At 72.6% G+C, this 11,637-nt stretch carries 11 protein-coding genes and 1 pseudogene; 4 read left to right on the top strand and 8 right to left on the bottom strand.

Annotated elements, in window-relative coordinates; genetic code table 11:
• Both AB0K02_RS32865 and hutG read left to right on the top strand, forming a co-directional pair.
• A pseudogene (locus AB0K02_RS32865) lies at positions 1 to 223 on the top strand (urocanate hydratase); the annotation flags it as partial.
• Between the two features lie 301 nt (positions 224 to 524).
• Positions 525 to 1,505: a formimidoylglutamase gene (hutG, locus tag AB0K02_RS32860; RefSeq protein WP_365996271.1), complete on the top strand. Its 981-nt coding sequence runs from the start codon at positions 525 to 527 to the stop codon at positions 1,503 to 1,505.
• A gap of 86 nt (positions 1,506 to 1,591) precedes the next feature.
• Here hutG and AB0K02_RS32855 read toward each other — a convergent pair whose 3' ends face one another.
• From AB0K02_RS32855 to AB0K02_RS32845, 3 genes are all read right to left on the bottom strand, one after another.
• Positions 1,592 to 2,500: a S1 family peptidase gene (locus AB0K02_RS32855; RefSeq protein ID WP_365996270.1), complete on the bottom strand. Its 909-nt coding sequence runs from the start codon at positions 2,498 to 2,500 to the stop codon at positions 1,592 to 1,594.
• Positions 2,501 to 2,751: 251 nt separating this feature from the next.
• Positions 2,752 to 3,066, bottom strand: coding sequence for a hypothetical protein (locus AB0K02_RS32850; RefSeq protein WP_365996269.1), 315 nt, complete (start codon positions 3,064 to 3,066; stop codon positions 2,752 to 2,754).
• A gap of 149 nt (positions 3,067 to 3,215) precedes the next feature.
• Positions 3,216 to 4,424 carry a DUF5685 family protein gene (locus AB0K02_RS32845; RefSeq protein WP_365996268.1) on the bottom strand — a complete coding sequence of 403 codons (1,209 nt, stop codon included), beginning with the start codon at positions 4,422 to 4,424 and terminating at the stop codon, positions 3,216 to 3,218.
• A gap of 290 nt (positions 4,425 to 4,714) precedes the next feature.
• On the opposite strand from AB0K02_RS32845, the gene AB0K02_RS32840 reads away from it, so the two are divergent.
• Entirely contained in the window at positions 4,715 to 5,149 is a 435-nt protein-coding gene (locus AB0K02_RS32840; RefSeq protein WP_365996267.1) for a cell division protein SepF, read from the top strand.
• 85 nt (positions 5,150 to 5,234) lie between these two features.
• Here AB0K02_RS32840 and AB0K02_RS32835 read toward each other — a convergent pair whose 3' ends face one another.
• Together AB0K02_RS32835 and AB0K02_RS32830 are read right to left on the bottom strand one after the other, a co-directional pair.
• Entirely contained in the window at positions 5,235 to 6,425 is a 1,191-nt protein-coding gene (locus AB0K02_RS32835; protein ID WP_365996266.1) for an acyl-CoA dehydrogenase family protein, read from the bottom strand.
• Positions 6,426 to 6,626: 201 nt separating this feature from the next.
• A complete protein-coding gene (locus AB0K02_RS32830; RefSeq protein WP_365996265.1) occupies positions 6,627 to 8,285 on the bottom strand; it encodes an MFS transporter in 1,659 nt (552 codons plus the stop codon).
• Positions 8,286 to 8,719: 434 nt separating this feature from the next.
• Here AB0K02_RS32830 and AB0K02_RS32825 point away from each other — a divergent pair, with 434 nt between their 5' ends.
• The gene (locus AB0K02_RS32825) at positions 8,720 to 9,739 is read left to right on the top strand and encodes a phosphatase PAP2 family protein (protein WP_365996264.1); all 1,020 of its coding nucleotides are present in this window, start codon (positions 8,720 to 8,722) and stop codon (positions 9,737 to 9,739) included.
• Positions 9,740 to 9,823: 84 nt separating this feature from the next.
• On the opposite strand, the gene AB0K02_RS32820 is transcribed toward AB0K02_RS32825, so the two are convergent.
• The 3 genes from AB0K02_RS32820 to AB0K02_RS32810 all read right to left on the bottom strand — a co-directional run bounded on the left by AB0K02_RS32820 (position 9,824) and on the right by AB0K02_RS32810 (position 11,575).
• The gene (locus AB0K02_RS32820; RefSeq protein ID WP_365996263.1) at positions 9,824 to 10,039 is read right to left on the bottom strand and encodes an I78 family peptidase inhibitor; all 216 of its coding nucleotides are present in this window, start codon (positions 10,037 to 10,039) and stop codon (positions 9,824 to 9,826) included.
• Positions 10,040 to 10,300: 261 nt separating this feature from the next.
• A complete protein-coding gene (locus AB0K02_RS32815) occupies positions 10,301 to 11,311 on the bottom strand; it encodes a YafY family protein (RefSeq protein WP_365996262.1) in 1,011 nt (336 codons plus the stop codon).
• A 114-nt stretch (positions 11,312 to 11,425) separates the two neighbouring features.
• Positions 11,426 to 11,575, bottom strand: coding sequence for a hypothetical protein (locus AB0K02_RS32810; RefSeq protein WP_365996261.1), 150 nt, complete (start codon positions 11,573 to 11,575; stop codon positions 11,426 to 11,428).
• Between the last annotated feature and the right edge of the window lie 62 nt (positions 11,576 to 11,637).

Raw genomic sequence — 11,637 nt, 5'->3', positions numbered from 1 at the left:
GATCCACCACGGCGGTGGTGTGGGCATGGGCCGTTCGATCCACGCGGGGCAGGTGTCGGTCGCGGACGGCACGAAGCTGGCGGGCGAGAAGGTCCGCCGGGTGCTGACCAACGACCCGGGCATGGGCGTCATCCGCCACGTCGACGCCGGCTACGACATCGCCGACACCGTCGCCGCCGACAAGGGCGTCCGCATCCCCATGCAGGAGAACGACCCCGCGTAGCACCTCCCTCCGTGCGGCGGGGCCGGCGCTCCAGGCGCCTGGCCCCGCCCCGATCTCCATGCGGCATGTCCTGGACTGCATGGACGCCCTCGACCTCCGGGAGATCCAGGGCTGCGCGCCCGAGACGGGCCACCGGTTGCGGATCTCGAAGAGGGCGGAACTCCCCTTGGACGACGCGATCAGAAAGCGCCTCCGCCCCGCCGGAACCCCCACGGTCTCGGGTCCGAGAAATCCGGGCACCGCGCCGGCCGCGACGGGGCGAGCGGCGTGTGATGGCCCAAGAGCAAGGAGAACGACCGACATGACCCTCACCGTGGACGTGACCCCCAAGCCCTGGACCGGCCGTGACGACGGTCCGGGGGACGACCTCGTGCGCTGGCACCACGTCGTCGCCGAAGCGGCGGACGGCCGCGGCGCCGGGGCCGGCGCCGCGCCGTGGCACGCCGCGTTCGTCGGCTTCCGCAGCGACGCGGGCGTCCGCAGGAACCAGGGCCGGACCGGCGCCGCCGACGGACCGGGCGCGCTGCGCCGGGCGCTCGCGCCGATGGCTCTGCGGCAGCCGCTGCACGCGGTGGACGCCGGGGACATCGAGGTCCGTGACGACGACCTGGAGTCGGGGCACCGGCGGCTGGGGTCGGCGGTCACCGACCTGCTCGACCGCGGCGGCCGCCCGGTCGTCGTGCTCGGCGGCGGCCACGAGGTCGCCTACGGCAGCTACCTCGGTCTGGCGGGCAGCCGTGCCGTAAGGGAAGGCGCCCGGGTCGGCGTCCTCAACCTCGACGCCCACTTCGACCTGCGCGACGACGCGCGCCCCAGCTCCGGCACGCCGTTCCTCCAGATGGCGCGGGACGAGAAAGCCAAAGGCCGCCGGCTCGACTACCGGGTGCTGGGCGTGAGCCGGCCCGCCAACACCCGCAGGCTCTTCGACACGGCGGACAGGCTCGGCGTCCGCTATCTGCTGGACACCGAGTGCGGCGTGCTCGACCGCGACCGGACCGACACGTTCGTCGCCGAGTTCCTGGCGGACTGCGACCTGGTGCACCTGAGCATCGACCTGGACGTCCTGCCCGCCTCGGCGGCTCCCGGGGTGAGTGCGCCCGCCGCGTACGGCGTGCCGATGGAGGTCGTCGAGCGCGTGTGCGCCGCCGTGGCGGCGAGTGGCAGGCTCGCCGTGTGCGACGTCGCCGAACTCAACCCCGCGCTGGACATCGACGACCGCACGGCCCGCGCCGGCGCCCGGCTCGTCCACCGCATCCTGGACGCGGCGCCGCCCGCGGCATGACATGGGCGCGGGGCGGCCGGGCAGCGGGACGAGCCCCCGCCGGGATCCGGAGCGGGGGCTCGTACGCCTGTACAGGCAGGGACGCGTCAGTAGACGCTGACTCCGTAGGCGCTCAGCGCCTCCTTCACCGGCTGGAAGAACGTCGTGCCGCCGGTCGAGCAGTTGCCGCTGCCGCCGGAGGTCAGGCCGACGGCCCGGGTGCCGGAGTAGAGCGGGCCGCCGCTGTCGCCCGGCTCGGCGCAGACGTTGGTGCGGATCATGCCGTAGACGATGTCGCCGCCGCCGTAGTTGACGGTGGCGTTGAGGCCCGTGACGCTGCCGCTGTGGGTGCCCGTCGTGGAGCCGCGGCGGGTGACTGGCATGCCGACGTAGGCGTCGGCGGCGCTGGTGATGTCCTGGCTGCCGACGGTGCCCGGGTGGGTCAGCGAGGTGTTGGAGTAGCGGACGATGCCGTAGTCGTTGTTGGGGAAGCTCGATCCGGCCGTGGGCCCGATGGTGGTGGTCCGCGAGGAGTTGGTGTACCAGGTGCCCGCGCCGTCGGTGCAGTGGCCGGCGGTCAGCAGGTAGTAGGTGCCGCTGCTGCTGCGGACGTTGAAGCCGAGGGAGCAGCGCCAGCTGGAGGCATAGATGGCGTCGCCGCCCGAGATGAGCTTGGAGAAGGTGCCCGAGGTGCGTTCGATGCGCAGGGCGCCGGCGTTGCTCCCGGCCTCCCGCTTGATCTCGGCGATCTCGGCCTGGGAGACGGTGCTGTCGACGGTGACGACAAGGGTGTTCGTCGCCTGGTCGACGTGCCAGGCGGTGCCCGCCACATCCGCTTCCAGCACGGCGTCGCTCGCGGCGGAGAGCTGGCTCGCGCTGTAGGTCTGCGCCTGGTCGGCGCTGGCGGTGGCGGTGGGGACGGCCAGTGCCGCGGCCGCGATCAGGCCGGTCGACACGGCCAGCAGGCGGGTGCGTCTGCCGGTGTGGGCGCGGGGGATGGTGCGCTTGATCCTCACTTGTCGTTCCTCCCGAGGGGAAAGGGGGCCCTCTCGTGGGGTCGGGGCCCGGTGAGGCGCAGCCATGAAGCGCGGCGGCCCGTTCGACGGCCGAACATGCCGTGCTCCTGACAAGCGCTGCTCGGGAGTATTCGCGTCGTCAACCAACGGCACAAGGGCGGCTTTCGGCCGCCGTGCACATGCACGGCGGCCGGCCCCGGCGGCGGTCTGCCGCCGGAGCCGGTCCTGCTCGGCTGTGCTCGGATCGCCCCCTAGGACGGGTCAGCCGCCCGCGAGGTTCCCGTCACCGGCCTCGGGGCGGACCCGCGCGGGACGTACGGGGTAGCCTCCGGCGCCCCGAACGCCGTGCGGGCGGGCGCGACCGGGCCGAAGTCCCGTACGGCCCTGAGCCTTCGCGGCGCACGACGACCGCGGTCGCCGTACGCCACCCGGGCCCTCGGGTAGGGCGCGTACTCGGCGGCGAACCGGACGCTGCCGGTGAACAGCCGCCCGTCGACGGTGAGGGCGTCCTCGGCGGTGGCGGTGAGCCCGCTCTCGTCCCCGCACGCCGCCGATGCCCCCGGCACGGCCGGAATTCGACCCTCCCGCGAGCCGGAGAGCCCTGGGGTGCCTCCGCCGCTCAAGCGGTCAACCCTCCACCCGCTCCGGCCCTCGGCAGACCCGGGGGATCGATCTCGGACTTCCCCGACGGCCAGGGGCCGGGCGGCGGAGGCGTTCAGCAGTCGCAGCCGCACCCGTCGCAGCAGCAGCTGTCGCCGCAGTTGCTGCAGCAGTCACAGCAGCTGCAGCAGTCACCGCAACCGCTGCAGTCGCACTGGCTGCACAGCCCGTCGCGCCGCTCCCGGCTCCACGGGTCCTCGAAGGTGCCACAGCACATCTGGCAGGTGCAGGCCAGCCCGGCCCACACCAGGCAGCCTGCGACGAGCCCCCGGCGGTCGCGGCGCGGCGGCTCGGGCGGCAACGGTCCGCCGGGACCGCCCGGACCACCGGGGCCGGGGGCGTACGGATTGCCCGGCCCGTACGGACCGCCGGTACCCGGCGCGTACGGACCCGGCTGGTGCGAGCAGGTCGTCGTACCGAAGGACCGGTCCACGGAGTTGCGCAGCTCATGCGCGAGCAGCACATGCACCAGCCTGTCGTCGACGAAGTCGGCGTCCCGCAGGGCGAGCCGTATGCCGTGCACCGCGTCGTCGGCGAGGCGGCGGGCCTCGGCGAGGGAGGTGCCGGTGGCGGTGAGCGGGTTCCACGCACCCGACGCGTCGTCAGACGCCTTGTCCTCCACGGCGTCCAGCAGGTGCGCGAGCCGCCCGAAGAGGCGTCCCGCCTCGGCGAGCGTGGCCGTGTTCCCGGGGCGGCCGGCGAGCACGGCGGTGTGCGCGAACGCGGCGGCGGTCGCCGTCTCGGTCGGCTCGGTGACGGTGAGGAGCGGCGTCCCCGGGCCGGCCAGCGCCTCGATCCCGGTCTGCCGGTCGACGGCGTCGACGAGAACGGCCGTGTCGAAGCCGAGTGCCGCGCCCGAGCGGGCACCGGCCCTGTCCCAGCCCGCGGCGACGCGCCGGGCGGCAGCGGCCACCGGCCTGCGGGCCAACACGCCGTCCCCGTCCGCGACGTGGTCGCGGACCTTCGCCGAGGCGAGCACGAGCGAGACGGCCGCGGCGAGCCTCGCGCCCTCGCCCCGGGCGACGGGCGCCGTGCGCATGGCGCGCAGGGGGCATGGCCCGGCGGTGCGGCGCTGTGCGGGGGTGCGTTCGGTCTGAGCCTCCGTCAGGACCGAGACGATCAGGCCGTCGTAGTTCGTCACGATGCGGGCGAACTGACCGTGGTCCGCGCGAAGCGCCAGGCAGAGCCCGCACAGGTGCGCCGTCCACTCGGTCCTCAGCGTGTCACCGAGCCGGTGCGAGCACGGCCGGACTATTCCGAACAAGACGGTCCCCCGGGAGTCGTTCGACAGATCGGGGGCATCGTACCGACGGGCCGTTCACCCGTACGTCCCCAACGTCACCCGTCTGGTCCGACTTTTATAATTTGATCCCGCCATGCCCCCTGCCCAGCAGGAACCTTGACGAATCGCCACATCTTCTGCACCAGTACCGTCACGAATCCTCTGCGCGGCGACTATCCACTTGGCGCGCGATCCGCATGATGGACGACCATAGGGGTGCGGAAACGACAGAGACCGCAGTGAGACCACTGCAGCAGCGGAAGGAGGCGTCCATGGGTTCGGTACGCAAGGCGAGCGCCTGGCTGGGACTCGTCGAGGACAACGACGGGCGTTACTACGACGACGAGTACACCGAGGACGCGGAGGCGGGTGACGCATGGGTCACCGACCCGCGGGTTCGCGTGGCCTCCGAATCCGCGCAGCAGGAGGGCCGCCGGATCGCCACGGTCTCCCCGGACGGCTTCCGGGACGCCCGGGGCATCGGTGAGCTCTTCCGCGACGGCGTTCCCGTCATCGTGAACCTCACGGCGATGGAGTCCGCCGACGCCAAGCGGGTCGTGGACTTCGCCGCGGGCCTCGCCTTCGGCCTGCGCGGCTCGATCGAGCGCGTGGCGACGCGGGTCTTCCTGCTGACCCCCGCCGACACGCAGATCGTCAGCGGGGATCCCTCGGGCCGTTCGCAGGACGGCTTCTTCAACCAGAGCTGAGCGGGGGGCGATGCCCCGGACGTCGTCCGGGGGCACCCCCCACCCGGCCGCGGCCGGGGGCCGGTCGGCCGTCTCCGGTGTCCGTCTACCGGAAGGCGTCGAGGCCGGTGAGCGCCTTGCCCAGCACGAGCTGATGCATCTCGACGGTGCCCTCGTAGGTGAGCACCGACTCGAGGTTGGTCGCGTGCCGCATGACGGGGTACTCCAGGGAGATCCCGTTCGCGCCGAGGATGGTGCGTGAGGTGCGGCAGATCTCGATCGCCTCGCGCACGTTGTTGAGCTTTCCGAAACTGACCTGCTCCGGCCGGAGTTTCCCGGCGTCCATCCGCCTGCCCAGGTGGTGGGCGAGCAGGATGCCCTTGTGCAGCTCGACGGCCATGTCGGCGAGCTTGGCCTGGGTGAGCTGGAAGCCGCCGATCGGCCGGCCGAACTGTTCGCGCGTCTTCGCGTACTCCACCGCCGCCTCGAAGCTGGAGCGCGCGGCGCCCATCGCACCCCACACGATCCCGTAGCGGGCGTGGCTCAGGCAGCTGAGCGGTCCGCGCAGGCCGGTGACCTCCGGCAGCACCGCGTCGGCGGGCAGGCGTACGTCGTCCATGACGAGTTCGCTGGTGACGCTCGCGCGCAGCGACCACTTGTGCCTGATCTCGGGAGCGGAGAAGCCGGGGCTGTCGGTGGGCACCGCGAAGCCGCGGATGCCCTCGTCGGTCTGCGCCCACACGACCGCGACGCCGGCGACGGAGCCGTTGGTGATCCACATCTTGCGGCCGGTGAGCACCCAGTCGGAGCCGTCGCGCTTGGCGTACGTGCGCATGGCGGCCGGGTCGGAGCCGTGGTCGGGCTCGGTCAGGCCGAAGCAGCCGATGGTCTCGCCCGCGGCCATGCCCGGCAGCCAGCGCTGCTTCTGCTCCTCGGAGCCGTAGCGGTGGATCGCGTACATGGCCAGGGAACCCTGGACGGAGACGAGGGAGCGGATGCCGGAGTCGGCGGCCTCCAGTTCCAGACAGGCCAGTCCGTACTGGACGGCCGTCGCGCCCGCGCACCCGTAGCCGTCGAGGGACATGCCGAGCGCGCCGATGGAGCCGAGCTCGCGCGCCAGTTCGCGGATACCGGGCAGCTCGCCGCGCTCGTACCAGTCGGCGATGTGCGGCAGGACGCGGTCTGCCGCCCAGGAGCGGACCGTGTCGCGGATGGCGAGGTCCTCGGCGTCGAGCAGATCGTCGATGCCGAGCGGGTCGGCCGGGTCGAAGGGCGGAAGCTTCGAGGGTGCGGACATGAGGTGGCCTCCGGCGGCTCTCCCGCAGCTCGGCGCTGCGGAACACTGGTGACGGACTCTCGAAAACTAGCAGCGCTAGTTACGACGGGAGCGACGTTACGGCCCAGTCTCCCGCGCGTCCAGACCCGTCGGCCCCCACGGCGTGACCCTGGCCGAAGCCGACGAAATCCGCAGCACCGACGCGCCCGGAGACGGGCCGGGTCAGGCCGGGCGCTCGGGCCTGCGACCGGCCGGAACGGGCTCGGCGGGCGCGGTCGTGCGGCGCGCGGCGGGCACCTCGGGGCGGCGGGCCGCCGGCACATCGGCTTCACGGCGCGCCTCCGCCGCGCACTCCATCACCCGCGGCAGCCGCAGCGCGGCGAACGCCCCGATGAGCAGGAGACCCGCGCTGACCAGGAGCGTGACGTGCAGACCGTTCACGAAGGAGTGCCGCGCCGTGGTGCGCAGCAGGTCACCGACGGGGCCGCCGATGCGCTCGGCCTCCTGGTAGGCCTCGCCGAGCGAGTGTGCGGCGGCGGAGGCCGCGGACGCGGGCACCCCGGCGAGGGAGGCCACGGACGGACCGTACGCCGCGTTCATCACGCTGCCGAGCAGCGCGATGCCCATGCCGGCGCCGAGCTGGTACGAGGTCTCGCCGATGGCGGCCGCTCCGCCGGCCTGCTCGGGCGGAGCCTCGCTGAGCATCGACTCGTACGCGGCGAAGAGCGTGGTCTGCAGGCCGAAGCCGAGCAGGACGAAGCCCCCGGTGAGCAGCAGCGGCCGGTCGTGCTGCCCCATGAGGACGAGCAGCAGCACGGCGGCGGCCGTGAGGACGAAGCCCCAGCCGACCATCCGGCGCGGCCCGACGCGGCGCAGGGTGTACGAGCCCGTGGCGCCGGCGGCCATCGCCGCGAAGGTCAGCGGCAGCAGGCGCAGCCCCGTCTCCAGAGGGCTGAGCCCGAGGACCAGCTGGAGGTACTGGACCGCGATCAGCTCCAGGCCGACCAGCGCCAGCATCGCGAGGACGATGCAGCCGACGGAGGTCGAGAAGGCGGGCCGGGCGAACATGCGCATGTCGATGAGCGGGTGCTCGCGCCGCTTCTGGCGCCGTACGAAGACCACGAGCAGAAGGGCGCCGACCATCAGCGGCCCCACGGCCCCGATGTCGAGCAGTCCCGCGCCGGCGCCCAGCCGCTTGACCCCGAGCACCATCCCCAGCACACCGACCGCGGCCATCAGAGCGCCGAGCACGTCCCAGGGGCCGTCGTGCCCGCCGCGGGACTCGGGCAGGAGCCAGCGGCCGACGGGCAGCATCAGGGCCATCAGCGGGATGTTGATCAGGAAGACTGATCCCCACCAGAAGTTCTCGACGAGGAAGCCACCGAGCACCGGCCCGGTGGCGGCGCCCACGGCGGCGACCGCCGTCCAGATGCCGATGGCCGTGGCCCGCTCGCGCCGGTCGGGGAAGACGGCCCGCAGGATCGAGAGCGTCGCGGGCATGATCATCGCGCCGCCGACACCCAGCAGCGCGCGGGCGCCGATCAGCACCTCGGGGCAGGGCGCGAAGGCGGCGACGGCGGAGGCCAGGCCGAAGAGTCCGTAGCCGATGAGCAGCAGCCGTCTGCGCCCGACCCGGTCGCCCAGCGTGCCGAACATGATCAGCAGCGACGCGCAGACGAGGGGGTAGGCGTCCACGACCCACAGCAGCTCGACGCCGCTCGGGCGCAGGTCCTCCGTGAGCGCCGGAACGGCGACGTGCAGGACGGTCGCGTCGAGGGCGACCAGCAGCAGGCTGACGCAGAGGACTACCAGGACGACCCAGCGGTTGGCACCGCCGCCGGCGGCGCGCAGGCGTGCCCCGGCCGTGGTCGTCACGGACATGTACGAACCTCCCAGTGAAGCCTCGCGCTCGGTGGACCGGCCGGGGACGGTGCTGGTGGCTGGTCCCGCAGGGCGGCCCGGCATCGACGGGCGAGTCACGCCAGCGTACGCGAGTTCGCTCGCGGTGCGCGTGGCCGATCTCTCACCTCCGCTCACGCCCGGGTGTGGCGTACGCCACTCCCCCCGGCGCCCGGGGCGGACACGGAGCCGTTCTGAACGGCACGGAAATTCCGCACACTGCCCCGGTGAACCATTTCCGGTGCCCGCCGCGAATGGCTCCGGGAAGACCGTCCGATAAATAGGGAACAAGGTCAGCGGTTTTTCCTGACGGGCCGCGAAATGAGCGGGATCTGAGACAAACTCCACATCACATAGGCATCACGAAAGGAGTGGATCGGCCTATCCGGCCACTCACTCCCTGTAACGTCGATTGGGTGCGTACCGACATCTTTGCCCGGCTGGACCGGGAGCCGGAACCGCCGAAGATAGAGATCCCGCGGATGAGCCGCACACGTCTCGCGCTCTTCGGCGGGACGTCCGCGTTCTACGTGGCCATCGTGGTCGCCGTACTGGCGTCCACCTGGCTCGTCGCCCTGGACTGGAAGCTCATGCTCTTCCGTCCCTACGAGCAGTGGCCCGAGCAGCACGCGTTTCTCGACTACTTCGTCGTACTCGGCCAGCGCGGCCCGACGGCCGTCATGGTCGCGGCCTGGCTGGGCTGGCGCTCCTGGCGACAGCACACCCTCAGGCCCCTGCTGGCGCTCGGCGCTGCTCTGCTGCTGCTGAACGTCACCGTGGGCGCGGTCAAGATCGGACTCGGCCGGCTCGGCCCCCACTACGCGACGCAGATCGGCTCGGCCGAGCTCTTCGCCGGCGGCGATATATTCCCTTCCGGACATACCGCCAACGCCGTGGTGACCTGGGGCATTCTGGCCTACCTCGCCACCACGCCCCGTGCCCGCCGGTATCTGTCGGCCCTGTCGGCCGTGGTCTCCCTCGGCGTGGGGCTGACCACCGTCTACCTCGGTACGCACTGGCTGAGCGACGTCCTGCTCGGCTGGGCCGCAGGACTGCTGATCCTGCTGGGGCTGCCCTGGTGCGAGCCGGTCATCGGCCGCGCCGAGAGGTTCATCCTCGGGCTGCGGGACCAGTGGCGCTCGCGCCGGACGCTGTCGCCCTCCCGGCCCGTCGCGGCGGGCGGCCCGCGGCAGGCGGTGTTCCCGCTCCGGATGCCCTCGCCCACGCCTGACGATCCCTCACGGGAGCCGGTGGCCGTCGCCGGCGGGAGCCGGTCCGGTCCGGCGGCCGGCACGAGGACGACGACACACCCGACAACGGCACATCCGACGGCGAAGCATCCGCAGCGTCCGCACGCCGTGCGCTCCGAGCGCTCGCCGGTCACGCCGGCGGGCAGCAGACGCCCGCCGCACTCACGGCCCCTCTCGGGCGGCTGAGCAGGCGGGAAGACCATCGGGGAAGGCCCCGGCACATCGTGCCGGGGCCTTCGCGCGTGTGTCTGGCTGTGCCGTCGGGCCCGGTCAGCCCTTCCAGCAGCGGATGACCACGTCGTCGCTCACCTCGAAGTTCAGCCGGCCCGCCATGTACTCCATCGTGATGATCGAGCCGGGCGGCAGCGCTCTGACGGTCGTCCAGCCGCGCTCGCGGGCCTGCTGCGCGGCCTCCTGCGCGCCGAGGCCGACATAGGAGTCGGGCGCGTCGTCGGGCTGCTCGGGAGGTGTCGGTATGGGTGCCATGCACTCCACCGTAGGCGGCAGCGGACGGTGACGGAAGGCGGGAAGTCGATCACCCCAGCAGCCCCGGGTACCTCACCGGTCACGCTTCTGTCACAGGATCTCGACATCTGCCCGGAAGGGCTTCCGTGTGAACCCGTTCACTCGAACGGGCGCTTGGCACGCGTGCTTCTGATAATTCACCGCGCCATTGACCATCGGGCGGAATTCTCTTACGGAATTACCGGAGCCACCGGCGGCCCGAATTGACACGGCAAGAAGCATTCACCACTCCCTCACAGAATCCCCATCATCTGTTCCCGCGCCCCGATCCGCCTCGGAGGCCAGAGCACGCGAGAGGCGGTCCCGCACCTCCCGGATGCGGTCGGTCAGCTCCGGCGGCTCCACCACCTCGAAGTCGACGCCCATCAGCATGACGTGGATCACCAGCACGTCCAGGCCGGCGGCCCCGGTGTGCAGCAGGCAGTGCGCTGCGTCGACGGGCTCCAGCACCCCGTCGGAGGGCCCGATCGTCTGCGCCGCCCGCTCGGCGGAGGTGTGGAGTCTGATGACCGCGCGGGCCGCGTACGCCTTGGTGGAGACGCCCTGGGAGACATAGGCCGCCAGGTCGTCGGCCGGGGGCGTGCGCGGCTCGAAGCGCGGGCCGTGCGGCGGCTTCGGTGTGATCCGGTCCGCGCGAAACGTACGCCAGTCGTCCCGGTCGACGTCCCAGGCCACCAGGTACCAGCGCCGTTCGGTGCACACCAGCCGGTGCGGCTCGACCGTGCGGCGGGTCACGGAGCCGGAGTGGTCGAGGTACTCGAACCGCAGCCGTTCGCTGTCGCGGCAGGCGTTGGCGAGTTCCGTCAGGACGGACGGGTCGAGCCGGGCCCGGGGCGTGCGCAGCATCGGCACCGTGAAGGCGTTGAGCGCGCTCACCCGGCGGCGCAGCCGGCCCGGCAGCACCTGTTCCAGTTTGGCGAGGGCGCGTACGGACGTCTCGCCGATGCCCTCGATGCCCTGGCCGGCCGCCGTGCGCAGGCCCACGGCGACGGCCACCGCCTCGTCGTCGTCGAGCAGCAGGGGCGGCAGCTCGGCGCCCGCTCCGAGCTGGTAGCCACCGCCCGTGCCGGGGCTGGCGTTGACGGGATAGCCGAGCTCGCGCAGCCGGTCCACGTCACGGCGCACGGTGCGCGGCGTGACCCCGAGCCGCTCGGCGAGGTCGGCGCCCGACCATTCGCGATGGGCCTGCAGCAGAGAGAGCAGGCGCAGGAGTCGTGCCGAAGATGCCAGCATGCGGCCGAGTCTGCCACCCCTTGCGGGCAGGTTCTGTCCGCGGTGGCCACGGTTGGCCGCCCGGCGGGCGAGGGCGAGTCAGCCCGCGCGGTGACGCGCACGCAGAGATCGTTGTCACCCGTGCGGCAGGGTGCTTGCCGGACCGCCCTCCGCCCGCGGCTGCGGATGGACGGACGGGCCCTCCTTGTCCCAGACGTCGTCGAGGACACGGGAGATCCTGCTGCCCTCGCCGCCCGCCGCCGGCAGCAGCCACAGCTCCCTCACCGAGCGAGGCCCCGTACAGCAGTCCCTCCCCCGACACCGCGCCTCGCCGCGACGCCTCGGCG

It is taken from the genome of Streptomyces sp. NPDC049597 (assembly GCF_040675505.1).
GTDB lineage: Bacteria > Actinomycetota > Actinomycetes > Streptomycetales > Streptomycetaceae > Streptomyces.
The sequence above is the reverse complement of the archived record's forward strand: the minus strand, read 5'-3'. Positions and strand labels throughout refer to the sequence as shown.